23 protein-coding genes are annotated in these 25,343 nt (G+C 44.3%); 8 read left to right on the top strand and 15 right to left on the bottom strand.

Annotated elements, in window-relative coordinates; translation table 11 throughout:
* Positions 1 to 198 precede the first annotated feature (198 nt).
* From Q0852_RS13255 to Q0852_RS13245, 3 genes are read right to left on the bottom strand one after another with little or no spacing between them, the layout of a single operon-like run.
* Positions 199 to 1,422 (bottom strand): ABC transporter substrate-binding protein, encoded by a 1,224-nt coding sequence (locus tag Q0852_RS13255; RefSeq protein WP_299018655.1) that lies wholly within the window; start codon positions 1,420 to 1,422, stop codon positions 199 to 201.
* 17 nt (positions 1,423 to 1,439) lie between these two features.
* Positions 1,440 to 2,873: an ATP-binding protein gene (locus tag Q0852_RS13250; protein WP_299018654.1), complete on the bottom strand. Its 1,434-nt coding sequence runs from the start codon at positions 2,871 to 2,873 to the stop codon at positions 1,440 to 1,442.
* A gap of 23 nt (positions 2,874 to 2,896) precedes the next feature.
* A complete protein-coding gene (locus Q0852_RS13245; RefSeq protein WP_299018653.1) occupies positions 2,897 to 3,601 on the bottom strand; it encodes a response regulator transcription factor in 705 nt (234 codons plus the stop codon).
* 209 nt (positions 3,602 to 3,810) lie between these two features.
* On the opposite strand from Q0852_RS13245, the gene ptsG reads away from it, so the two are divergent.
* Both ptsG and Q0852_RS13235 read left to right on the top strand, forming a co-directional pair.
* Positions 3,811 to 5,253 carry a glucose-specific PTS transporter subunit IIBC gene (gene ptsG, locus Q0852_RS13240; protein ID WP_299018652.1) on the top strand — a complete coding sequence of 481 codons (1,443 nt, stop codon included), beginning with the start codon at positions 3,811 to 3,813 and terminating at the stop codon, positions 5,251 to 5,253.
* A gap of 16 nt (positions 5,254 to 5,269) precedes the next feature.
* The gene (locus tag Q0852_RS13235) at positions 5,270 to 6,181 is read left to right on the top strand and encodes a PIG-L family deacetylase (protein ID WP_299018651.1); all 912 of its coding nucleotides are present in this window, start codon (positions 5,270 to 5,272) and stop codon (positions 6,179 to 6,181) included.
* Between the two features lie 104 nt (positions 6,182 to 6,285).
* Here the strand turns inward: Q0852_RS13235 and Q0852_RS13230 are convergent, their stop codons facing one another.
* From Q0852_RS13230 to Q0852_RS13220, 3 genes are read right to left on the bottom strand one after another with little or no spacing between them, the layout of a single operon-like run.
* On the bottom strand, positions 6,286 to 6,942 hold the full coding sequence (locus Q0852_RS13230) for a DUF2987 domain-containing protein (protein ID WP_299018650.1): 657 nt from the start codon (positions 6,940 to 6,942) through the stop codon (positions 6,286 to 6,288).
* A gap of 3 nt (positions 6,943 to 6,945) precedes the next feature.
* Positions 6,946 to 7,740: a glucosaminidase domain-containing protein gene (locus Q0852_RS13225; protein ID WP_299018649.1), complete on the bottom strand. Its 795-nt coding sequence runs from the start codon at positions 7,738 to 7,740 to the stop codon at positions 6,946 to 6,948.
* Complete coding sequence (locus Q0852_RS13220; RefSeq protein WP_299018648.1) at positions 7,737 to 8,531, bottom strand: hypothetical protein; 795 nt, start codon at positions 8,529 to 8,531, stop codon at positions 7,737 to 7,739. The genes Q0852_RS13225 and Q0852_RS13220 overlap by 4 nt, the downstream gene beginning before the upstream one ends.
* A gap of 377 nt (positions 8,532 to 8,908) precedes the next feature.
* Between Q0852_RS13220 and potA the strand changes: the two genes are divergently transcribed.
* The 4 genes from potA to Q0852_RS13200 all read left to right on the top strand — a co-directional run bounded on the left by potA (position 8,909) and on the right by Q0852_RS13200 (position 12,946).
* Complete coding sequence (potA, locus tag Q0852_RS13215; RefSeq protein WP_299018764.1) at positions 8,909 to 10,027, top strand: spermidine/putrescine ABC transporter ATP-binding protein PotA; 1,119 nt, start codon at positions 8,909 to 8,911, stop codon at positions 10,025 to 10,027.
* Entirely contained in the window at positions 10,011 to 10,868 is an 858-nt protein-coding gene (potB, locus tag Q0852_RS13210; RefSeq protein ID WP_299018647.1) for a spermidine/putrescine ABC transporter permease PotB, read from the top strand. The genes potA and potB overlap by 17 nt, the downstream gene beginning before the upstream one ends.
* Positions 10,868 to 11,638 (top strand): spermidine/putrescine ABC transporter permease PotC, encoded by a 771-nt coding sequence (gene potC / locus Q0852_RS13205; protein ID WP_299018646.1) that lies wholly within the window; start codon positions 10,868 to 10,870, stop codon positions 11,636 to 11,638. The genes potB and potC overlap by 1 nt, the downstream gene beginning before the upstream one ends.
* Positions 11,639 to 11,902: 264 nt before the next feature.
* A complete protein-coding gene (locus Q0852_RS13200) occupies positions 11,903 to 12,946 on the top strand; it encodes an extracellular solute-binding protein (protein ID WP_299018644.1) in 1,044 nt (347 codons plus the stop codon).
* Positions 12,947 to 13,047: 101 nt separating this feature from the next.
* Here Q0852_RS13200 and cobB read toward each other — a convergent pair whose 3' ends face one another.
* The 9 genes from cobB to Q0852_RS13155 all read right to left on the bottom strand — a co-directional run bounded on the left by cobB (position 13,048) and on the right by Q0852_RS13155 (position 22,937).
* Positions 13,048 to 13,758, bottom strand: a complete 711-nt coding sequence (gene cobB / locus Q0852_RS13195) for a Sir2 family NAD+-dependent deacetylase (protein ID WP_299018643.1) — start codon at positions 13,756 to 13,758, stop codon at positions 13,048 to 13,050.
* Between the two features lie 403 nt (positions 13,759 to 14,161).
* Entirely contained in the window at positions 14,162 to 15,220 is a 1,059-nt protein-coding gene (locus tag Q0852_RS13190; protein ID WP_299018641.1) for a formate dehydrogenase subunit gamma, read from the bottom strand.
* 104 nt (positions 15,221 to 15,324) lie between these two features.
* On the bottom strand, positions 15,325 to 15,936 hold the full coding sequence (gene fdh3B, locus Q0852_RS13185) for a formate dehydrogenase FDH3 subunit beta (RefSeq protein ID WP_299018639.1): 612 nt from the start codon (positions 15,934 to 15,936) through the stop codon (positions 15,325 to 15,327).
* 12 nt (positions 15,937 to 15,948) lie between these two features.
* Entirely contained in the window at positions 15,949 to 18,804 is a 2,856-nt protein-coding gene (locus Q0852_RS13180) for a formate dehydrogenase subunit alpha (RefSeq protein WP_299018637.1), read from the bottom strand.
* 13 nt (positions 18,805 to 18,817) lie between these two features.
* The gene (locus Q0852_RS13175) at positions 18,818 to 19,018 is read right to left on the bottom strand and encodes a twin-arginine translocation signal domain-containing protein (protein ID WP_299018762.1); all 201 of its coding nucleotides are present in this window, start codon (positions 19,016 to 19,018) and stop codon (positions 18,818 to 18,820) included.
* A gap of 112 nt (positions 19,019 to 19,130) precedes the next feature.
* A complete protein-coding gene (locus tag Q0852_RS13170; RefSeq protein WP_299018635.1) occupies positions 19,131 to 19,736 on the bottom strand; it encodes a molecular chaperone TorD family protein in 606 nt (201 codons plus the stop codon).
* 10 nt (positions 19,737 to 19,746) lie between these two features.
* Positions 19,747 to 21,417: a 4Fe-4S binding protein gene (locus Q0852_RS13165; protein WP_299018633.1), complete on the bottom strand. Its 1,671-nt coding sequence runs from the start codon at positions 21,415 to 21,417 to the stop codon at positions 19,747 to 19,749.
* A gap of 340 nt (positions 21,418 to 21,757) precedes the next feature.
* Positions 21,758 to 22,480 carry a DUF3306 domain-containing protein gene (locus Q0852_RS13160; protein ID WP_299018631.1) on the bottom strand — a complete coding sequence of 241 codons (723 nt, stop codon included), beginning with the start codon at positions 22,478 to 22,480 and terminating at the stop codon, positions 21,758 to 21,760.
* Positions 22,470 to 22,937, bottom strand: coding sequence for a DUF3305 domain-containing protein (locus Q0852_RS13155; RefSeq protein ID WP_299018629.1), 468 nt, complete (start codon positions 22,935 to 22,937; stop codon positions 22,470 to 22,472). The genes Q0852_RS13160 and Q0852_RS13155 overlap by 11 nt, the downstream gene beginning before the upstream one ends.
* A 301-nt stretch (positions 22,938 to 23,238) precedes the next feature.
* Between Q0852_RS13155 and fdhD the strand changes: the two genes are divergently transcribed.
* Positions 23,239 to 24,078, top strand: coding sequence for a formate dehydrogenase accessory sulfurtransferase FdhD (gene fdhD, locus Q0852_RS13150; RefSeq protein ID WP_299018627.1), 840 nt, complete (start codon positions 23,239 to 23,241; stop codon positions 24,076 to 24,078).
* On the top strand, positions 24,079 to 24,993 hold the full coding sequence (locus tag Q0852_RS13145) for a helix-turn-helix transcriptional regulator (RefSeq protein WP_299018625.1): 915 nt from the start codon (positions 24,079 to 24,081) through the stop codon (positions 24,991 to 24,993).
* The last annotated feature ends 350 nt before the right edge of the window (positions 24,994 to 25,343 follow it).

Here is a 25,343-nt window from a genome sequence, read left to right as displayed (position 1 = left end):
ATGACCCTTTTGAATTAGAGGCTTATTAACAGGTGCGCCTCAGATAATGCGTACCAAGTATCAAGGACTCAGAAATAAAATGACTTGCGATGAATCAGGTTTTCGTAAAATGAACGATTTAAATTCTCATTTTGCTAACTAGGTAGCAGCATTCATTACTTTTCGGTCAAAAAAAGACACTATAACTCTGGAAGCAAGCTAAAGATTCAGATTACTAGACCCCATATTCTGCATGTGGACTATCACATCCTCTGGTTTCATCGTCGGATCATTGAAAAAACGGAATAACTCGCTGGATGCCGCTTTCTCTATCACAGGGCTAACCGCCATAGAATCAATGATGCTCGGCATAAGCGTTCCCGATTTATCAGCCTCATTAAAATCTTGTTTAGCCCTGAGAGAACAAGTATTAAATCCATGCATTGATATATTCCGATGCGCTGGCATTGACCCCTTTAGTCGATTAAAACCACGAAGAAATGCTGGTTCAGATATAACAGCTGCAATCTGATTTGCTCGCTCATTACTTAATAGCGGATTTTTAAACAAAGCAAAGCTATCCATATTATAAATAAATCCCGGCTGCTTGGATGGTGTCGGATTACATGAAATATAACTGGGGAAATGACCATTTATCGCTATTAACTCACCGGCAACCCAGTCACCGGTTATTTGAAATACACGTTTACCTACCAGCAAATCATTTGTTGCTTCTTCCCAGCGTTGTTTAGTTAAGTCTGGTAATACAATTGTGCTGATCCGGCGAAACTTATTAAGAACTTCTAGCGTTATCGGACTAGCCAAAGTATCAGGATCTAATTCAATGAAAGCCTTACGGTAATAATTTGGTCCACCGAGACCAAATGCGATGTTTTCAAACAGCTGAACTACCTGCCAAGGTTCATTCCCGAGAGCCAGAGGAGCAACACCTTTCTGTTTTAGTTGAGAAAAAACATCAATCAACTGTTCCCAGGTTTCAGGAATTTTCAGCTGATGTTTTTGCAAAATATCCTGATTCACCCACATCCAGTTCAGTCGGTGAATCGTAATAGGTATGGCCACATAGTCACCATGGAACTGATGGATACCTCGAACCTGAGGAAGTAAGTTATCATCCCAATGCTGTTGTTGGGCCGCAGCATTTAAATGATGGAGAAAGCCTAAAGCAGCCCATGACTTGATTGCGGGCCCTTCAAGTTGTGCCATATCAGGTGGATTGCCAGCAATGGCACGTGCTTGCAATATAGATTTGGCCGTTTTACCCCCGCCGCCCTGAATCGGCACATTAACAACATTGAATCCTTCTTTGTTCAGGTATTCTTTAACGATATCGGCAGATTTTGCTTCGCCTTGTGAAGTCCACCAATGAAGAAAATGAACATCCTGGCTGGCATGGACAGAAAAGACATAACCAATGAACAAGATGAAAAAAACAAATCTCATACTTCTCTCGACAAAATTAAGTGAACCTCAAGCCCCTGCTTCGAATGATTTTGCAATTTCAAATCACCGCCATGGGTACGAGCAATACTTCTGGATATCGTTAACCCGAGGCCTGAGCCTGTCTCATCTTTACGCTCCGCTCTGTAATAAGGCTCAAACACCTTTTCGAGCAATTTGTTATCAATACCTGGCCCATAGTCACGTATCGAAATTTGCAGCTCTCTTTTTGAATCTTTGATCGTTATATCGACCTTCCCACCATAAAGAACTGCGTTATCGACCAAATTATGAATACACCGTTTTATCGCAATCGGCTTTCCGTGGTAAGTCACTTGTGGTCGGTTTTCCAACGACACACAATCTGAACCTCGGTTATAGTAATCAGCACAAGTGCTCAGTAACTGACTGATATCAATCCATTCCGGTTCTTCATGAATATCCGTATCCCGAATGCACTGCAACGCTCCTTTTAACATTAGGTCAACTTCATTGAGCAACTTTTCAAATCGTGCTTTCGTATTTTCATCATCTAACATTTCAGTACGTAACTTCAGACATGCCAGCGGTGTTTTCAAATCATGGGATATTGCACTAAACAACATTTCTCGATCACGAATATAAGACCTTACCCGCTGATTCATTTTGTTAAAGGCATGAACAGCCGCACGGGTTTCTTTGCTCCCTTCTTCCTTTATTTCCGTTACCGTAAACTGTGCCCCCATTAAAGTAGCTGCTTTAGCTAATGACTTGACTGGCCTGATTTCTTTTTGCAACAACAATGCAGTGCATAACATGAGTAAAAACGAAGTAATAACAAGAAATGTTAATTGTCGTTGGTCTAAAAACTGTGTCGTAAGTAAAGAAAATGGGACAGGTAATACCGATGCAATGTAAAACCATTCCTGCTCTGACATCTCGATTTGCATAACCAATATCGGCAAATCAAGTTCACCTAACACTAAGCTATACTTGGTCCATATTTCAGGCAATTCGCCAAGTTTTATACCTGAATTAAAAACTCGCACATCTTCTCTTCGAGTAATAGAAACCTGTACACTTTTAGCAATTGCTAGTTTATTTAGCAGTGTCTTTTCCGTAAAATCTGACAACCAGTATGTAAATGTATAATCAGGCATATTCTCATTAGGAACATACCTGTTATTAATGGAAATAAAGAATCGAGTACCACCGGCTTCTCTCAACTGGTTCAATATCAGATGGCGATAATTAACTGGCAATGATTGAAAATAATTATAAGTATCAGCTGCGGCATTAGCGATATTAAGCATTGTACTTTTTGCATTCATTTTTTTAGTTTCTTCATTTGCCTGGAACCAAATCAACCCAGCAATAAACTCAGCGATTACAATAACAACTAAAAGCGTAAAGCAGACACGAAAAGTAATTGACTTAAAATACCCCGACCTCATTTGTACTTCACCCTAACCGCTATTTATGCTTCATAAAGAGAATCTACAGCCAACATATAACCCTTATTTCTGACAGTAATAATGATGGACCGCGCATCATCATGAAAGTGCTTTCGCAATCTGCTCATTTGTACATCTATTCCCCGCTCCAGAGGCTCTACATCCCGGCCCCATACACACTGTGCTATTTCATCACGACTAAAGACTTTATTGGGGTGTTGTAACATCAGGCTTAACAAAGAAAAATCAGCACCTGAGAGTTGAACAACCTCACCACTTGAATGAATCAACTGCCGCTTCACTGTATCAAATGTCCAATCCAGAAAAGCAATCTTCCGATTGAACGGTGTTGTTGAACTAAACAGACTACGACGGAGCAATGCTTTTATTCTTGCCAATAGCTCCCGAGGGCTAAATATCTTCGTAATATAATCATCTGCACCAATCTCAAGGCCAGCAACACGATCTACTTCATCACAAACAGCCGTCAACATAATAATTGGAACATGAGACTTCAATCTTATTTTACTGCAAAGAGTTAATCCATCATCACCAGGAAGCATGATATCTAACACAATTAAATGAGGTTCCTGTTGATTAAAAACCTCCCACATCTCATCACCATCAGCGGCAGTTATAACATTGAAACCAGAGCGAGTTAAATACTCGCTCAATGCATCCCTGATTTCATCACTGTCATCGACTACCAATATTGTTTTCTTTTCCATGTTATATCCCTATTTAACATGAACATTCTGAATTTATACGGACGTAATTTATGCATGGCAACCGTTTTTATCGGTATTTAGATGCACCCTCTGTTTTTATTTGCTTTGTAAGCATCCTCTTACAAATGAATAACTATTATTTACCTTAAGTCGATATTTTTTCCTTAATGTAGAAACTGAAAGTTCGTTAATAAAAAAGGATTATTATTATGTTCAGTTCTACCTTTGGTCTTCTACAAAGAATCGGGCGGTCGCTGATGCTGCCTGTGGCTGTTTTACCGATAGCAGGCTTATTACTGGGTATTGGCTCCGCTAATTTCTCATGGCTACCCGGCATTGTTTCAGACATTATGGCAATGTCCGGTGATGCTGTTTTCAGTAACCTGGCACTTATCTTCGCGATTGGGGTTGCTCTGGGGCTGAGTGATAACGACGGTGTAGCCGGCCTGGCCGCAACTGTTGGTTTCGCTATACTAACCGCCACTATGGGGGTTATGGCCAAATTACACGGTATTGAGACGGCAACTGTCATTGGTATACCCACCATTAATACCGGTGTATTTGGCGGTATCATCATCGGTGCTATCGCATCGGTTATGTACGGACGGTTCTATAATATCCGATTACCAGAGTATCTTGGCTTCTTTGCCGGTAAGCGTTTTGTTCCGATTGTTACCGGTATCAGTGCAATTGCTTTGGGTATCGTGATGAGCTACGTCTGGCCACCAATTGGTAATATGATCGATAGTTTCTCTCACTGGGCAGCTTACCAAAGCCCTACGCTCGCATTTGGTATCTATGGTTTCGTTGAGCGCTCACTTATTCCATTCGGACTTCACCATATCTGGAATGTTCCGTTCTTCTTTGAAGTTGGCGAATATATAAATCCTGAAACTGGTGCCGTGATTAAAGGCGAAATTCAACGTTATCTTGCTGGTGACCCAACCGCAGGAAACCTGGCTGGTGGCTACATGTATTCTATGTGGGCGCTACCTGCTATTGGACTTGCAATTTACCGTTCAGCCCGCCCAGAAAAAAGAGCGCTTGTCGGTGGTATTATGGCCTCAGCCGCACTAACCTCTTGGCTCACCGGTATCACAGAACCTATGGAATTCTCATTCCTATTCGTGGCACCGATTCTTTATGTCATTCACTGTATCTTTACCGGTATTGGTTTCGCTCTTGTCAGTGCTCTGGATATTCATCACAGTGTCACTTTCGCACATGGTGCAATCGACTTCCTGATCTACTACCCACTTTCTAGCAACGCTTGGTTGTTCATCGTAATTGGTCCTCTTTGGGCTCTCATGTACTACACCGTGTTCCGCCTCATGATTGCGAAGTTGAACCTAATGACTCCAGGACGTGAAGCTGACGAAGAAGATATTAGCCAAGTTGCCGAGATCGGCACCGAATTAGCCGAAAAGTTGATTTCTGCACTGGGTAGCAAATCAAACATCAAAAATGTCGATGCCTGTATTACCCGTCTTCGCGTTACCTTGCACGATATAAAGCAAGCTGATGTTGATGCCATTAAAAAACTTGGAGCCAGGGAAGTTTTGGTTATCGGCGATAACTTACAAGCAATCTTTGGTACGAAGTCAGACAACATCAAGACTGAAATCAATCAAGTATTGGTCGCAACTCATTAATCAACGGATATTTATAATGAATAAGATCAAAACATCGTTAGTTGTGCTCTCATTGGCCATGGCTCCATGCCTGGCCAATGCCCAGAATTATTCGACTGTACCCGAACAAAACCTGTATTTTTTGAGTCCTCATCCAGATGATATTTTACTGACATTTGGCGGACTGATAAGCAAATTGTCCAATGAAGGCAGCATTGAACACAAAACAAATGTCACTGAAGTCTTTTTCAGCTTATCGAACTATACGACAAACCATTTAGATGTCCTGACCAACAAACGTGTTCTGGATGTTTCAAAAATGCGTTACAACGAAGATTTCAGTGCACATACAGAAATGTTCGGTAGCTGGAATAACTTCCGCTATAAAACCGCGGGCTTTTATGACGCACCTCTGCGCCTATATAAAGGTTCAGCGACTGCTGGTGGCGGCCCTGAGGGCTCATTCCCTGATTTCAGACAAGCTGAAATCAACATCTATGAGCGTATAGCTGCTGATGTAACGCCAATACTCAAGCAAGATAATTGCGCAGCCTTTGTTCTTCTTGCTAACGGCTCACATATAGACCACTTTACAGTGCGTGAAGCCATCATGAAGGCTGCACATGACTTAGGTAATCAGGCCAAATGCCAAATCTATTTTGGGGAAGACCAGCCATACACGGGAGCGAATCCTGATAAAGCGATGGATGAGCTAAATAGCATTAAAGCGAGGTTACCTAATAATGCTATCTCCAAAATATCATATTGGTTTGATAAGCAATATAAGCTTGAGATGTTCAAGAAATATTATTTAAGTCAATACGATACTGGCTATCTTCCACCACTTCAAAGTGCTGATTTTGAAAATATATATAAGTGGGATATATCGACTTATGCAGACCTGAAGACACATCAACAATGTACAGCAGACTTCTGCAAAATGAACTAAAACCAGTTCCCCCGATAAGCTAATTTATTAGCTATATGAAAAAACCCGAGCATGCTCGGGTTTTATTTTGTTTATTCGCACATTATAAAAGTGACTATTGCTAACTAGCGAGGGATCCAGGGAGTCACTTTGACCGCCTCATCAGGGAAAAGAATTTCATCCCCCTTGCCCAAATCAGCTAACTTGATAACCGCTTTATTACCTTCAATAGCAATAGTCTTAGCATCAGAGACTTGAAGTGGCTTGGTTACATTTTCCGAGAAATGAATAACAACACCACTGACTTCCGGCATAAACCAACTGGAAAACATCCCTCCCAAATCAGCTAACAAACTATCCATCTGAGGGACAATTTCAGCTATCTCAGATTGGCTGATCGATTGAACATAATGTTTATTGGCTATCACCTGCATAGAGACATCACAGGTAATACCGTCATCAATAACAAACGTCACATCCGGGTTTGCCTGCCGAAGATTGGTGTCCACCGGTACAACCAATTCATAATCAACAGGGATCTCCAACTCTTCATAATGCTCTTCTTTCTGCATCCATCCTTTATGCACAGTACAGACATCACCATTTTTCTGGTCAAGCAAATAGAAGGCAATACGTACATCATTATGGCCCTCTTTGACGTTCTGTTTTAACTTCCCGTAAAGCGAGCTGTATCTCATCTGAATTTCTTGAGCCACAACGCCCTGAGCATATACAGATGCAGTAGCAATAAATCCAGCCAGAAGCCAATGGGGTAATTTCATCCTTTATCCTTGGCGCCAATATTTTTTGTTATGCGTGATCATCGACTGTATTTCATCCACATAAGCATGACCACGTTCCGAATAACGGCTAAGTCCTTCAGCTAAATTTACTCCTTCGATGATCTGGCCTGCTACACGCTGTGCTGCACGAATATCTCGAAGTTCAGAATAAGCTCGGTTTCGGTTTACATTCATAAAGTAAGCCTGAACCGATAAATAAGCAGATTCAAAGGTGGCGACTTCATGGGTCGCTCCTGTTGTTCGCGCCGAAGGAACCAAACCGCATCCCTTACGATAACACCACTGACCAAAATAGTTATTACCTTCAACGGCAAAGCGTGATGTTCCCCAACCAGATTCATTCGCCGCCTGGCTTAATACTAACTCTTCAGGTAACACATCAACACGCTTGAGCATCACATTAAACCACCCCAGTGTGACACTGTCACTATTTAAAGCAACTTTATATACATTTCCTAGCTTTTCTGAATAAGCCAAAGATTCATTATCGATAGATTCACCAGATTCAACCTTTGCCTGCAATTCAAGCAGGAATTGACGCTCTCGCTCAATCCTTTGGTTTTCGTGTTCTACAGCCGGGCGTAAATAGTCAAAGAAAGCCGCTTTTTTTTGATTAACATCTACAATAGCACGAAAGTCCGGCTTTTCTGCTGATGTTAATTGCGAGATCCCCTCGTCACTATCATGTGTTTTTTCTTCATTTAACAGCGTTTCGCCACAAGCTGTCAGTCCACTAAGCAATATAAGAAACGCAAATTTTTTTGTTGTTTTTATCACGCGTCAAAAACCTTGCCGTCGTTCTTTTTAGATTCGTCATCGCCGCCTTTCTTCATATTGGTTACCTGAAGGGTAATACCAAACATATTGCGGTAAATAATCCCTTTCACGTTAAAGAAAAATGGAATTGTCCAAATCAAACCAACTCCTGCAGTCGCAAAAGAGATGAAGAACATAATCAATACGACAAGGTAAATTGCCGTCATCGGCATCAATTTTTTCAAGGTCGCTATCAATGAGTACTGAATCGCTTTTACCGGTGTTGTTCGTTTTTCGCACACCAGAATAATCGCAAAACTGAAAGCCATAGAAAGAAATAGACCTACCAGAGGAAAAACAGCATTACCGATGCCCTGTATCGAAGATGTCAGTAGCATCGTAATGATGGACACAAGTGTAAATGGAAAGCCCTTCACCAAATGACTGGGTTTGGTTGGTAAACCTACAGCATGGTTCAGTGCCATCAAGCTGACACCAACATACAATGGAGCACTGAGTACATCAGACCAAAAGTTGGCCATGTAACCAGCCTGAACAATATCAGCAGAGATTTCTTGCCCGGTAATAATGGCATCAAAGAAGATGGACGCATCACCAAGCTGGACCTGCAACCCCAACATCAGCAAAGCAACTTGCGCCAGGAATAAGCCAATAATGGCTGGCAGAAATGAAAGAAAGTTTTTGGCTGTCACCTTCCAGGCTTCCTGTAAAACGGCTACAGCCTGTAGATCGCAATTCCCTTTCACAGCCTTATCAATCGAGCCACCGACATGGAATGTTTTATTATTCATTCTGTTTTCATCAAATAGTCATAGTTACAGTAGCGTGATTGTACGCTAGCTAGACGCTAGATAAAAATCCTGTCAAATTAAAATGTTCAAATTGTCATCATGTGCTATGTAAACCGATGATTTTTAGAAGCAATAAAAGCGACTTCTATTTGGTAACAAAAATGGCGTTTCCTCTGTGTTTTTGGCCAAAAGTTAATACCGTCAGCCTTACGGTATCCAATTGTTAGTTGCAAAATAACCAACGGGAGCACGATATCCAAAAAACAGTGAAAAACCACTTTAATTTACATGGTTAGAAGTCTATCATGCGCCTCCTAAAATTAGCCTAAATGTTGGGGGGCGAAATCATGGATCCCCTAGGTGGAGATAACGTAGAATTGAACGCTGCACAAACAACTAAAACACCAGTGATTCAGCTAAAAGGGCTGAATAAAAGCTTTGATGGCAAACAGATCATCACTGGTCTTGATTTGGATGTGAATGATGGTGAATTCCTAACCATTCTCGGTCCCTCTGGTTGTGGTAAAACCACAGTATTACGTCTAATTGCTGGCTTTGAAAATGCCGATTCCGGTCAAGTCATCATCGCTGGTAACAACGTTACTGACATTCCTGCCGAACAACGGAATGTAAATACAGTATTCCAAAGCTACGCGCTTTTCCCTCATATGACGGTGTTCGACAACGTAGCATTCGGTTTGCGCATGCAAAAAGTAGCTGACAGTGAAATCGAACCACGCGTAATGGAAGCTTTACGCATGGTACAGCTGGACGGTTATGCTTCACGTAAACCTCACCAGCTTTCCGGCGGTCAGCAACAGCGAGTTGCCATTGCCCGTGCTGTTGTGAATAAACCAAAAGTATTATTGCTGGATGAATCTCTTTCTGCTCTGGATTACAAACTACGTAAACAAATGCAGATCGAACTTAAGCAGTTGCAACGTAAACTTGGCATTACCTTCATCTTCGTAACACACGATCAGGAAGAAGCCCTGTCGATGTCTGACCGCATCATCGTTATGCGCGATGGTAATGTCGAACAAGATGGCTCTCCACGTGAAATCTACGAAGAGCCAACCAACCTGTTTGTTGCGCGCTTCATTGGCGAAATCAACGTATTCGATGCTGTTGTAAAAGAACGCTTGGACGAGGACCGTGTTTTAGCTGATGTTGAAGGCCGTTCATCACTGATTCATTGCAAACTACCTGTAGTGAAAGGTGAACGAGTCAAAGTTCTTCTGCGTCCTGAAGATATTCGCTTAGAAGAAATCGAAAATACCGATGACGCCAACGGTATCATCGGCTATGTCCGTGAACGCACCTATAAAGGCATGACCCTGGATTCTGTGGTTGAGCTGGAATCGGGTACATCTGTAATGGTTAGCGAATTCTTCAACGAAGATGATCCGGATGTTGACCACTCTCTAGATCAGAAAGTAGCTGTTACTTGGGTTGAAAGCTGGGAAGTGGTGCTTGCCGATGAACAAGAAGCTTAATCTTCAGAACATCATCATCACGGTTATTGTTAGCTGGCTGGTACTGTTTGTATTCATGCCAAACCTGATGATTATCGGAACCAGTTTCCTGACCCGAGATGATGCAAACCTGATCGAAATGACATTTACGCTGGAAAACTATATCCGGTTATTCGATCCTCTGTACGCAAAGGTCATGGCCCACTCGTTCTATATGGCGATGGTGGCAACCCTGCTTTGCCTGTTGATCGGTTACCCGTTTGCTTACGGCATTGCCAAAATGCCCGAGAAATGGCGTCCGTTTATGTTGTTTCTGGTTATTGTTCCGTTCTGGACTAACTCGCTGATCCGTACATACGGCCTGAAAATCATGCTGGGTACCCGTGGTGTTTTCAATAATACCCTTCTGTACCTGGACATCATTGATAAACCAATACGTATTATGTACACCGAGTACGCGGTAATGGTTGGTTTGGTTTATATCCTGTTGCCATTTATGGTTCTGCCGCTGTACTCAGCAATTGAAAAGCTGGATCACACATATATTGAAGCTGCTCGCGACCTTGGCGCCAGCAAGTTCCAGACGTTCGTTAAAGTGATTCTGCCACTGACAATGCCGGGTATTATCGCAGGTAGCCTGCTGGTACTACTTCCTGCATTAGGTATGTTCTATGTGTCTGATCTTCTGGGCGGCGCAAAGAACCTACTGATTGGTAACGTGATTAAGAGTCAGGTGCTCAACGCCCGTGACTGGCCGTTTGGTGCCGCAACCAGTATTGCATTGACTGTTGCTATGGCCATTATGCTATTTGCCTACTACCGTGCCGGCAAGTTACTTAACCGTAAGGTGGAACTGGAATAATGGGACGCGCTTTAAAATTCAGTCTGATGACTGTGGTGTATGTCTTTCTATATACGCCAATTATTATTCTGATCGTAAACTCATTTAATGCCAGCAAGTTTGGTATGAAATGGGGTGGCTTTACGACTAAATGGTACGAGCAGCTAGTCAATAACGACAGCCTGATGCAGGCGGCATGGCACTCGCTAAATATCGCAGTGTTCTCAGCTTCAGCAGCCGCAATTATCGGCAGCCTGACAGCCGTTGCCCTATTCCGCTACCAGTTCCGAGGCAAGCGTTTTGTTAACGGTATGCTGTTTGTTGTAATGATGTCACCGGATATCGTTATGGCAATCTCGCTGCTGGCTCTATTCATTCTGCTTGGCGCTGAACTGGGCTTTTTGACTTTGCTTCTGTCACACATCACTTTCTGTCTACCGTTTGTGGTTGTGACTGTGTATAGCCGACTAAAAGGCTTTGATGTGAAAATGCTTGAGGCTGCCCGCGATCTTGGTGCAAGCGAATGGGTAATCCTGAAACAGATTATCCTGCCGTTAGCAAAACCGGCAGTAGCCGCTGGCTGGCTGCTAAGCTTCACCTTATCGCTGGATGATGTGATTGTGAGCTCATTTGTCACCGGACCGGCATATGAGATCTTACCTTTGAAGATTTACTCTATGGTTAAGGTTGGCATTTCTCCGGAAGTAAATGCACTTGCAACCATAATGCTGATTGTATCTCTGTTTCTGGTTATCTGCTCACAGTTACTGGCCAGAGAAAAGATTAAGTAACTCTCCTATCTTAATTGGTCACTAATCCCCCACCTAAGGCAATCAAAACATTTTTGGTTGCCTTTTTTATATCCCTCTCTGCTATAATCCAACTTAAATATCTATATTTTATAACCATATATAAAAGCAATAAGACGAGTTTGTAACGAGTCTTGATTGCTTTTTTTAATGTAGGAGAAGCGGCTAGTACTTGATATGAAAATCATTGGGTACATTCGCTAGAGATAACTCTCAATATCCTTATATTTTTTGGAGCACAATAAAATGAAAAAATGGTCTTCTTTGGTGACCAGTGGTGTTTGCGCAATGGCAATGTTCTCTAACGTTGCAACTGCTGCAGATGAAGAGCTGTATTTCTATAACTGGTCTGAGTACATTCCTAACGAAGTGTTAGAACAGTTTACAAAAGAAACGGGTATCAAGGTTATCTATTCGACTTATGAATCGAATGAAACCATGTACGCGAAGCTTAAAACCCACGGAGCCGGTTACGACCTAGTTGTTCCTTCAACTTATTACGTATCAAAGATGCGTGATGAAGGTATGCTTCAGAAAATTGACCACTCCAAACTATCGCACTTTAAGGACCTTGACCCTAACTTCCTGTATAAGCCATTCGATCCAAAGAATGACTACTCTATCCCATACATCTGGGGTGCGACCGGTATCGGCGTTAACACAGAAATGATGGATAAAGCTGAGATCAACTCTTGGGCTGACCTATGGGATTCTAAGTGGGAAGGCCAGCTAATGATGATGGATGATTCTCGTGAATTCTTCCACATCGCTCTACGTAAGCTTGGTTTTTCTGCGAACACGAAAAAACCAGAAGAAATTAAAGCTGCATACGAAGAGTTGAAGAAACTGATGCCTAACGTACTGGTATTCAACTCAGACTACCCTGCTAACCCATACATGGCAGGTGAAACCTCTCTGGGTATGCTTTGGAACGGTTCCGCGTACATGGCTCGTCAAGAAGGTGCTCCTATTGACATCGTGTGGCCAAAAGAAGGTGCAATCTTCTGGATGGACAGCATTTCTATCCCAGCGGCTGCGAAAAATACCAAAGCCGCGCACAAGATGATCGACTTCCTGCTTCGCCCTGAAAATGCAGCAAAGATCGCGCTTGAAATCGGCTATCCGACACCAGTTGGTACAGCGAAGAAACTGCTTCCTGCAGAATTTGTTAACGACACGAACATCTATCCACCACAAGATGTTCTAGATGCTGGTGAATGGCAAGACAGCGTAGGCTCTGCAAACACAATTTATGAAGAGTACTACCAGAAGCTAAAAGCTGGTCAGTAATCCACTAAAGCTATTCATGAAAAAAGCCTCGCAAATGCGAGGCTTTTTTACAGGTGTTCTTCGGCTCTGAAACCAAATCGCCCTAATACTGAACTAAACATTTAGTCCAGTATTTCTTTAACAAACTGCGGAACAATCACCGATGCCAAGCCGTAACGTTTCTCAGCAAATTCACTTTCCACTTCACTTGGCTCAAGGTTTAATTCAACCGTATGTGCCCCATGCATTGCTGCTTCATGAACAAAGCCCGCCGCCGGATAAACCGCTCCGGATGTCCCGATAGAAATAAACAAATCAGCTTCCATCAATGCATCATGGATGCGATCCATACCAATTGGCATTTCCCCGAACCAAACGACATTGGGGCGCAATGGAGCCGGCATCTGGCAACAGTGACAATGGTCATCAAGTGATATATCCCCACTCCACTCCACAGCCTGACCTGTTTGGCTGCACTGTGCTTTTAGCAATTCTCCATGCATGTGGAGAATGCTCTGGCTTCCGGCCATTTCATGCAAGTTATCGATATTTTGTGTAACTATCATCACATTGCCATCTAATTCACGTTCAAGCTGAGCCAAAGCTAAATGAGCTGCATTAGGACCAACGCCTCCACTCACGAGCTGCTGACGACGTTGATTATAGAATTCTTGTACCAGACCTGGATTTCGGCGATATCCTTCTGGAGTAGCTACATCTTCGATGTGATGATCTTCCCAGAGCCCATCTTGGTCGCGAAAAGTACGGATTCCTGATTCAGCGGAAATGCCCGCACCTGTTAAAACAACAATATTTCGATACGGAAAAAGCATAAAAGTCGTCCTTATTGTGGCTCAAGAATTTATTTATACCACTGCTTTAATATGATTATAAAGCGAAGTTACTGAGACATTAGTCGAACAATATCAAGGCTAAGCTATGTTTTAAAATCAACGATATCAAATTATTTGATGTATCGACATAGCAATATCCAGTGTTATTTCTGTAAAGCGTATAAATAATTTTTGTTGGTTTTTCTAGTAAATAGTTTATTTTTTATTGATTTGAGTTCAATGTAAAAAGTTATAGTGCACTAGAGTCGTGGTCAGCTATATTCTGGGCTTAAACGGCTGTTTGTGGGTAAAAAGAAAGATAAAATGCCGGTTAAATTGTAATTACAAAAAAGCCGGTGAATTGCTTCACCGGCTTTTTTTATCGAAATAACAACTATTGTTATCAGGCGCTTTCTTTAACAGCCTCGGCTTTTGCATCATAACCCGGCTGGTTTTCAGGAAGGTCTTTTACTTCTTCATACCAAAGGTCGTGATGTTCCTTAGCCCATGTTTCATCTACTTCACCAGTGATCATACCGTCCAGTGCCGCTTCCATACCGAACAGGCCGATATAGATATGGAACACAAAACCACAGATCAGGATGAGTGCCGAGAACATATGAATAAGGTTAGAGAGTTCCATATCACGGCGAGTCTGTTCAAAGATAGGGAAATCCAGAACAAAGCCACTTGCGATAATAAAGATACCAAAGAAGATCAGTAGCCAGAAAATAGCCTTCTCACCGGCATTCGAGAAACCCGCAGACGGGTGAGTCCCCTTGTACTTACCAGCCATTCCGCCCATTTTCATGAACCATTCAATATCAACTTTATTAAAGATACTCTTGCGCCACCATTTGGTTAACACAGCAAATAGCAGGATCGCAAAAATAGGACCAATATAATTGTGGTACTGCTTGGCTGCATAAATAATCCAGCCCCATAGCTCTGTAGGGACAACCGGCTTAATAAAGTGTTTGCCATAAACCAGCGTCAGGCCGCTGAATGCCAGGGTTAGAAAAGTAAACGCCATGCTCCAGTGAAGCGCACGATCCAAACGGCTCCAGCGTTTAATTTTACGACCAGTTTTAGGCTTGCTCAGTTTTAGCGGCCCAACAGTCACATATGCCAAAGCAACCAATGCAAGGCTACCAAAGATCGCCAGCGCACCCAGTGGAGACATCCACTTCTCTTTCAGGATAAACCATGTCTGTCCCGGAACAGAGATGAGCACACCATGCTCAGGTGAACGTGATGTGGTGTAACCTTCCTGACCATCCTTGACCATGCGCCAATAATCAGCACCGGCAAAACCTGTGATTTCTTTCTGAACCACAGTTTCACCCAAGCGCTCACTATTCGTGTTTTGGCTAGTTTCATTGCTGGCTAATACTGACAGCGAAAATGTCAGCATGAATGCAGTAACCAGCGTAGTAAACAAGCGTTGAATTCGCTTAGTCATTAAAACTCCCGACTGTATCGAAACAGTAATTACTCAGTAATGGTTTCAGCCTGCGAACAGGCTGAAACCGCTCAGTACCTTTGAGTACTGGTTATGTACGGCGATTAGCCCTTACGTACTTTTCCAGCATCAAGCGCTTCGGCCATTGCCCAGCCCGCCTCTTTAGCACCACGTGCAACTACACGCTCGCGGTAGATAGCAGAGATCTTCTCTGCATCACCGGCAAGCAGTGCTTTAGTCGAACACAGTGATGCACACATTGGCAGTTTGCCTTCGGCAATACGGTTCGCGCCGTATTTCTGCTTCTCTTCAAGAGAACCCGGCTCAACGCCCGGACCACCTGAACAGAACGTACATTTGTCCATCTTGCCACGCTCAGCAAACGCACCTTGTTTAGGGAACTGGGGCGCACCAAACGGACAAGCAAACAGGCAGTAACCACAACCGATACACAGGTCTTTGTTATGACGAACGATGCCGTCTTCTGTTTGCTCGAAACAGTCAGCCGGACAAACCGCCATACAAGGCGCGTCGCTACAGTGCATACACGCAACCGAGATTGAAGCTTCACCCGGCTCACCGTCATTTAGTGTTACAACACGGCGGCGCTGAATGCCCCACTCAAGTGCATCATCGTTTTCATTTTTACAGGCTGTCACACAACCGTTGCACTCAATACAACGCTTAGAGTCACAAAGAAATTTCATACGTGCCATCAGAATGACTCCTTACGCTTTAGAGATTTTACATAGGGTTACTTTGGTTTCCTGCATCTGAGTTACAGGATCGTAGCCATATGTAGTTGCAATGTTTGCTGATTCACCGGTTACATACGGTGCTGAACCATCAGGGTATCGTTCACGAAGATCTTCACCCTGGAACTTACCGCCGAAGTGGAATGGAATAAACGCCAGACCGGGCTTAACGCGGCGCGTTACCATAGCCTTAACGTGGATACGGCCCTTCTCGGCACCTTCAACCCACACCATGTCACCGTCTTTGAAGCCAAGATCGTTGGCATCTTTCGGGTTCACTTCAACAAACATCTCTTGCTGCAACTCTGCCAGCCATGGGTTAGAACGGGTTTCTTCACCACCACCCTCGTACTCAACCAGACGGCCAGAAGTCAGGATGATCGGGTATTCACCAGATACATCTTGTTCCTGAATAGATTTATACAGCGTTGGCAGACGGTACTTAGACTCGCTGTCATCCCACGTTGGGTAATCAGTTACAAGGTCACGGCGAGGCGTGTATAGCGGCTCACGGTGAAGAGGAACTGCATCCGGGAATGTCCAAACTTTTGCACGCGCTTTTGCGTTACCGTAAGGAATACAACCGTGCTTGATAGCTACGCGCTGGATACCGCCAGAAAGGTCAGTTTTCCAGTTTTTGCCTTCAGCCGCTGCTTTTTCTTCTGCTGTTAGCTCATCCCACCAACCAAGCTGCTTCAGAAGCTTGTCAGAGAATTCCGGATAACCATCTTCCAGCTCACAACCCAGTGAGTAGCTGTCTTCTGCCAGCAGGCTTTCACCTTGGTACTGAACACCGAAACGCGCACGGAAGTTACCGCCGCCAAGAGCAACAGGCTTCGACGTATCATAAAGGATGTGCGTACCTGGGTGATTCATCTCAGGCGTACCCCAACAAGGCCAAGGCAGACCGTAAGTTTCACCGTGAACCTCACCACCTTCTGCTTCTAGCGTTGTGCGGTTGAAGGTATGCCAGTTCTTCTGGTGCGCTTTAATACGCTCTGGGCTCTGACCGGTGTAACCGATAGTCCACATACCCTTGTTGAATTCGCGGGTAATGTCTTCGATAACTGGCTGGTTATTAACAACATTGATGTTCTTAAACAGCTGATCAGCAAGACCGATTCGCTTCGCCAGCAAGTACATGATTTCATGGTCAGGCTTAGATTCGAATAGTGGTTCGATAACCTGGTCACGCCACTGGATAGAACGGTTGGTCGCCGTTACAGAACCTGTAGTTTCAAACTGTGTTGTTGCCGGAAGCAGGTAAACGTCGTCAGTACGGCCGTTCATCACAGATGCTACACCTGGGTATGGGTCAACGATAACCATCATATCCAGCTTACCCATTGCCTTACGCATTTCCGGGCCACGAGTCTGTGAGTTCACCGCGTGTCCCCAGTAGAACATGGCGCGGATGTTGTCGTTCTGCTCGATGTTTTCTTTGTCTTCCAAGACACCATCGATCCAACGCGATACAGGGATACCGGCGTTGTTCATTGGTTTTTTGCCGCGGTAATCCGCCTGATCAAAACGACCTTTCAGCCATTCGTAATCGACATCCCATACCCCTGCCCAGTGCTTCCACGCACCTGCAGACAGGCCGTAGTAACCAGGTAGGTTGTCAGAAAGAACGCCAAAGTCAGTTGCACCCTGTACGTTGTCGTGACCACGGAAGATGTTAGCACCACCGCCCGCTTTACCCATGTTGCCAAGGGCCAGTTCAAGAATACAGTAGGCACGTGTGTTGTTGTTACCAGTAGTATGCTGAGTACCACCCATACACCAAACAACACAGCCAGGACGGTTTTCAGACAGAAGTTTCGCTGTCTGGTAAACGTCAGCTTCAGGTACGCCAGTTACGCGTTCAACTTCAGAAGGCGTCCATTTCTCAACTTCTGCGCGAACTTCGTCCATACCCCAAACACGCTGACGGATAAATTCTTTATCTTCCCAGCCGTTTTTAAAGATGTGGTATAGAACGCCCCAGATGAAGGCAACGTCAGAGCCTGGACGCAGTGATACATAGTGATCAGATTTCGCAGCAGTACGGGTGCGACGCGGGTCAGCTACAACGATCTTACAGTTGTTCTTCTCTTTCGCGATCAGGATGTGCTGCATCGCTACCGGGTGCGCTTCTGCGGCATTCGAACCGATGAACAGAATCGACTTACAGTTGTGCATGTCGTTCAGGGAGTTAGTCATCGCACCGTAACCCCAGGTGTTTGCTACACCGGCAACAGTGGTTGAGTGACAGATACGCGCCTGGTGGTCGACGTTGTTAGTACCCCACATGGATACCATTTTACGGAACAGGTAAGCCTGTTCGTTGTTGTGCTTTGCAGAACCCAGCCAGTACACAGAATCCGGGCCTGATTCTTCACGGATCTTCAGTACTTTCTTACTGACTTCGTCCAGTGCCTGTTCCCAGCTAAGTTTTTTCCACTTACCGTTAACAAGTTTCATTGGATATTTAACACGACGCTCGCCGTGACCGTGTTCACGAAGTGCAGCACCTTTGGCGCAGTGTCCACCAGCATTAATAGGGTGGTCTAAAGCGGGTTCTTGGCCAGTCCAGACACCTTCTTGCACTTCTGCGTAGATACCACAGCCCACTGAACAGTGAGAACAGATGGTACGTTTAATTTCAACCGGCGCTTGCGGATCGACGGTTTTCGCTTCCGCTTTTTTCATCATGCCAGGTGCAAACATGCCCGCACCTGCGATACCACCAGCAGCCGCCAGTGATGAATTACGGATAAAGGAACGACGAGAAATACCTAGCTGGTTTTCGTCCTTGCTCACTTTGTCGGAACGTTTAGTCAGTTTCATTTATTGCTCCGCCTTACAAGGTTTCGTAGTAATCACGAATATGCTGAGTTTCGCGATAGCCGGTTGTTTTAGATTCATTTTTATTTTCTGGCTTATCACCAGCCGCATTAGCAACAGAAGTTGTGCCCGCAGCAACAGCACCAGCAGCCATAGTCAGACCAATATTTTTTAACAATTGGCGACGGCTTTCGTTGGGTTTCTTTTGCTCACTCATTAAAGCTTGCTCCTTCATCGTTATTCCTTATATAGCCCTTTAAGCGAATAAGGAATCGATCATTTTGTTTTTCTATAGTTACGTCGTAATAAAAAGCGGATGAAAACAAAGATTACTTTGCTTCAATAAAACGCGTTTTTTCTACCGTTAAAAATTGCAGTGCCAGCTCACCGACGGCGCAGTAGAACACTGCGCTTTCAGCCGCTTTCACATCGGCAAATAACTTCTCAAACCACGTTGCGATATGACGGTTGAAGAACGTCTTCTGAAGGTGTTCTGGCCCCTCTTCCACCAGCATTGCCATCACTTCAAGTAGTGCGGCAATATGATCTTCTGGCTCTTTAACCGATTCATCACGCTGAAAACCAAGCACGGCTAAATCACGTCGCAAATGAGCCAAAGGCATTTCCATCAGAGAACCTGTCAGATACCAGGAACCAAAAGGTACAACCTCTCCTCGGCCAATGCCGATGAATAGATCCTGATATTCCTCTTCGACAGCAATCAGATTTGCCTTTTGTGCAGCCAGTTTTAGTAATGGCCAAGCCGCAGCCATTTCTGTGGTTTGATATTGAGTATCTTCGACATCAAGCTCTGCCAGCCAATTCAGGACATTTTCATCCGGTGCTTTGCGCAGCAGATGTGCCAGCATGGCGTAGATCTCGATACGAAGCTGAGATTGTTCGTGTTGAGGCTGATTTACCATTGATTGTTCCATATTCTGCTCCTTACACCCTTAGCTGACTTTCAGGATCATTTTCGATCTTCGAAAAGACATCGCGAACACGACAGTCTTCACACATAGCCAACCGGCGAATGGCATCTCCCTGGAATTGAGAGTGACCTTGTAACTTCTCAGTTAGCATTTTCACCATCGATGCAGGTGCAAATGGTTTTCCGCAGCTAGTACAACAAGCCGCTTCTTCCTCATGAATAACGCGAACGTCCTGACGTGTCGCCTTATCCCAGTTCAAACCTGGTTTCATCGCGATCACTTTTTCAGGACATGCCTTTTCACACATACCGCACTGAACACAATCTTGCTCAATAAACAAAAGTCCCGGACGATCACCAACCGCATGCAGGGCGCGAGTTGGACAAACCGCCACACAACTCATGCATAACGTACAATCGTCAGATTGACATTCAACCGAGCCATAAGGTGCATTTGCAGGAAGTGCTGAATATTCAGGCTTTTGAACCGATGCGTTATAAAGCATTTCCAGAACAGCAAATAGCTTGTCTCGCTTAGAACCTTCAATGCGCTTATCTACAGAAAGCAGTGGTGCATCAAATGCCTGGAAGGATTCTGCATCCGCAAAGTTAAACAACGTAATGCGGTCAGCTTCATAACCCAGTTCAGTCAGGAAAGTTTGAGCAATCGCCAGTTCATCAGAAAGAACACGATCAATCGTGGCAGGAATATATGCCGTATTTGTCGCTAGAAGTACTTGATGCGCACCATAAGCCAATGCACTAAACCAAGTATCAACACCAATCGTTGCCAGCTCTTCCAAAGCAACGGGTACAACCGTTGTCGGAAGTTTTGCCAGTGCATCAGCAACATTTCGCTCATCACGATTACCATAAAACAGAAGTGTAGGAGTCTCTCCGCCTTCTTGCTGATAACGCGTTAGCAAACGATGGATAAAGTGCTGAGTATTTTCAGGATCAGGCAAGGCATAGGTAATAGCTTCTGTAGGGCAAGCCATTGCACATGTACCAACCCCCTGACAAAGGTATGGGTTGATCTCAATTGCATGACCATTACTGGACAAAGCACCTGCCGGACATGCATCAACACAACGGTCACAACCACTTACACCACGGGATGAATGGGCACAAGCTTCTGGATTTAAACGAAAATACTTTGGCTTATCAAAGGTTCCAAGCATAGCTGGAAGCTCTTCAATCACTTTCGCCAATTTCGCTTTGCCTGCTCCCACATGGTAATAACCCGGAGCCGGAATTTCCGTTATAACCACACCTTCTGCTGTCATATCGACAATCAGATCAAAACAATCACGGCCAATGGCCACTTTTGCAAGATTTGCGGTGGTATCAGTAAGTGCGCCTTCAACACGACAAGTGACTTCAAAAGCACCAAGGTAACCTTTCACAGCCACCTCTTTGCTGAAGTACAGATTTTCAGCCTTTTCTGTCTCTGCTTTCTCTGTAGCCAAAAGCGTGACTGAATTCAGTTCTGAAAACTGGCTTGCCGCCGTTGTAATTGTTTCCTGTTCACCAATGATCAGCAAATTGCCACGGCTTTCATAAGAAACCGTAGGCGGGATCAAGTTAGACAGCTCAACAGTGCCAACAATCGCCGCCAGTCGTGCTTGTCCGTTCTTGTCTGAAAAAAGGTTGTCAGAAAACGCTTCTAGTGTACTTTTTAACATTATTATTCCTGTCTACTCGTCACCGTCAGTCAGTGCCGATTGAAGTCCTGCTTATCTATGGAAAAATTCCAAACAGGTATCTTCATGCTCTTTATAAGAGCAATAACCGAACCAACTTTTTACGGAATAAAATGACCTATAAGGAACCAAAGTCAGAAAGAGACTCTTTGACCTACCAGCAATGCGACAATTTGTCTCACACCTTTATTCGCACTGCGCCAAAATGTCCCGATGATTAATAAGGGTATATTTCCCTTTTTGTCTCACTTCACTTTTAAACAGGATTTTTCAACCCTGACTAACCTATTCCTTACGTATATGGTTAGTTCTACGTATACAGCTAGCTTCTCTTCGTGCGTGTTTCTTGCTCAGCAACCAATACATCATCTTTCACAAGTTGCTCTTCTTGTACCTGAGCTGATGCATCTCCCTCTGCCGAGGTAGGGATAGATTCACGCCATAATGAAGCTTCTGTTTCTTTTTCTATCAATTGGTTAGGGTCGAACTGGATATCCATGGACTCCAGTTCGACTTGTTCAGCTGACTCCCCTGCTTCCGATTTCTCACTGGCATCTTCAAACTCGTCTACAACTTCACTCATCCAGTTACGAAGCTGTTTAGTCACACTAGAATCCAGAGCCTTCAGATTGGAGAAATCCTCTGTGCAATCGTCCATGTCACTGACATAATTGAACTCATCTGAATGGAACAACTTACGCAATGCCGCCTTTTTAACGGACTTCTCAACACCGGACTTCATAAATGAAGCCACCCCGCTATCAAAAGTCACATCAGCCACATCATCTAATGTCGGAGCAGTATTTTCTTTCTCACTTTCAGCATCATGAGTTACTGGCGGGATATGGTTATGTCGAGAGTCAGCACTTTCGTTATCTGCTTCAACTTGAGCCGAAGAAATTGTATTTTTCTCTTTTATCTCACTTTGTTGAGCTTCAGGTGAACTAAGCTCAGCTTGCTGATTTGCCAGTGCAACTGCCTCTGTTTGCTCTTCCCTTGCAGCTAACTTCCTGCTTGACCAACGTTGAAAAAAATCAGTTGCCACTGGAACGTCCTTTTTTTCCTTTACCACCACGCTTACGCTTACATTCGATCAATTCGCCATGTCGACCGATGAATGCTTCCATCCAGGCCTGAATCTGAAGCGGAATTTGGATATGCAAAACCTGGTAGTCCCCGTCCATATAGCTACTTGCAACACTCTGCGCAGCAGTTACCAGCAAAGGTGAAAGCTGCTCGTTATCTTGTTCACAAACAAAGAATAAATGCGGGTCTTGGGAACTCAGGTTAAAGCGATACTCACTACGTTCGTCGCGAAAAAGCTCTAGCGGAAGAAGGTAGCCACCGTCAGATTTTGCAACTTCGGCTATTTGGTCCTGGTCATACAGGCACACATCTTCAAGAGACCAATCCAGCGTCGTCCAGCGACCAATTTGCTTTTCTTCAGAAACCAATCGAAATGCAATCGGCCATATCGATTCATCTTTACGTAGCTCTGGCATACTCACTCCTTACTCTTAGCTCGTTTACCCTCGAATAAAGCTCTTAAAGCAAATATCAGACCAACTTAATTCCCGACTGGAATTTTGAACGCGATCATAATCATGTGGTGATACCTATTTTTACTACCGGGTTGCGATATAACTTCCCAAAAAAGATGAAGGTCTACATTTCTTTTAAAAAATCGACCAATATAAATAAGAACTGGAACGAAGTTTGCTTATGTGCAATGTTAAAAACATATTCTCATGCGATTAGCATTTTCGAGCATAGACTCATGAACAGATTCACCAGGAATCTCTGATGACCCAATTGCCAAAAATCATTAAAACGAAATCCTCCGTCGATCAGACCATCACCGTACAAGTGATGGATGAGTACGGCGATATGATGGAAAAAGAAATTGCCTGCGAGCATCCTCTTACGGTTTACCTCAACTGGATTGAAGTAGTTACCCTGATGACTCTCGGTGAACGCCCTGCCGCATTAGTACTTGGCTATTTAAAGAACCAGGGGTTTATTGAAGATTTGGATGCAATCGAATCTTTGATCATTGATTGGGATACCAATTCCGCCGCCGTTATCACTCGCGAAAGTACCGATGGGCTGGAAAAGAAACTCGGCAAGAAAACCGTTACATCCGGGTGTGGCCAAGGAACCATGTATGGCAACGTTATGAAAAAACTGGAAGGCGTTACCCTTCCACAGCCTCGAATCGCGCAATCCAATTTATATGGCCTTCTTGAAGCGCTGACTCACCATAACGCCACATACAAAGCTGCAGGCGCAATTCACGGATGTGCCGTGTGCAAAGGAACTGAAATCCTCTCTTTTGTTGAAGATGTCGGTCGCCACAATGCAGTCGATACACTTGCTGGTGAAATGTGGTTACAAGATGAAACTGGCGAAGATAAGATCTTCTACACCACAGGTCGCCTGACTTCTGAAATGGTGATTAAAGTCGCTCAAATGGGGATCCCGGTTCTTCTATCCCGCTCCGGGGCCACACAAATGGGTTACGAGCTTGCCCAGCAACTCGGAATCACCATGATTGCCCGCGCCAAAGGACACAGGTTCCAAGTATACAATGGCATGGAAAACCTGACCCTGGATGTAAAAGGCGAAACCGGAGGTAATGAGTAAATGTCCACCAGCTTCCCTGAATTCATGAACGCTAAACTGGTTGCGGAATACCTCGACCTGAATGAAAAAAAAGTTTATGCCCTTGCCAACGACGGTGTACTTCCCGCGACCAAAGTTACAGGTAAATGGCTATTCCCAAAAGCAATGCTTGATCAATGGCTATTAGAATCCTGCCATAACGGAGTACTTAACGATCGCTTGTTGATTGCAGGCTCTGATGATCCCCTGCTGCAAATGATTGTCGGCAAAATGGCGAACCAGTTAGGTAGTACTGCTCTGGTCGGCTATACCTCTACCGGTACGCGACAAGGCCTGTCGATGTTGAGCAAAGGTCATGTTGACATGTGCGCCATTCACTGGGGTCATGCTGAAGAAGCCGCTTTACGCCACCCGGCTCTGCTACAGCAATATCCGGGTCATAAAAACTGGGTGTTAATCCATGCCTTTGAACGCCAACAAGGTTTAGTGGTTAGCCATGAAATCGCTGACTGCGTTAATAATCGTTCATTAAGTCCTCATGAACTGCTGGCTTCCCGCTGGCGTTGGGCGCTTCGGCAGGAAGGTGCCGGTAGTATGCGTGCTCTGGAAGAATGGCTTCACGGACATGCGTTTAACATTGATATGCTAACCAAAGCCGATGTCTGTAATAGTGAACGGGAACTGGCATCGTGTATTGCCCGTGGCGTGGCTGATGTTGGTTGCGCCAGCCAGAGTACTGCCGGTGAGTTTGGCCTCGGCTTTATACCATTATGCCGCGAAGCCTTTGAGCTGGTGATCCCGAAGAATATCTATTTCCGTACCCTACAGCAGCAATTGTTGCACGCTCTGTCTGATCCAGAAGTCCAGGCAAAGGGAGACCAACTCGGCGGCTACAACTTCCAGCGTACGGGTACACAAGTATGGAGTGCTAACTAGCCAGTCATATACTACAAGCGGTATCTGACTCAGCACTAACTTACTGACACGAAACCTTTATAAGCGAGCAAGCATCAGCTTTCTCGCTTTTTTTATCGTTGCATTCTGTGAGTACCAACTTTTGGTATCTAGTAAATTTGATAGCAAAAGTTAAAATTTCAGTTTATACAGCTTCGAGAGAATGCCATCATAAAAAACAACAACCATGACAATCAATCCACAATGCAATCAATTGAACCATTCCCAGGATTACCTGTAATCCAAGTACAATACCGAATGACACAACCTACATAGAACAAATCCAAACGATAACGGTATAGCTTGCATTAGATGGCAAGAACCCACCTATA

Origin of the sequence: uncultured Photobacterium sp., from assembly GCF_947502415.1 — a bacterium.
Classification (GTDB): domain Bacteria; phylum Pseudomonadota; class Gammaproteobacteria; order Enterobacterales; family Vibrionaceae; genus Photobacterium.
Note: the sequence above shows the minus strand (reverse complement) of the source record. Positions and strands in the feature narration are given on the sequence as shown.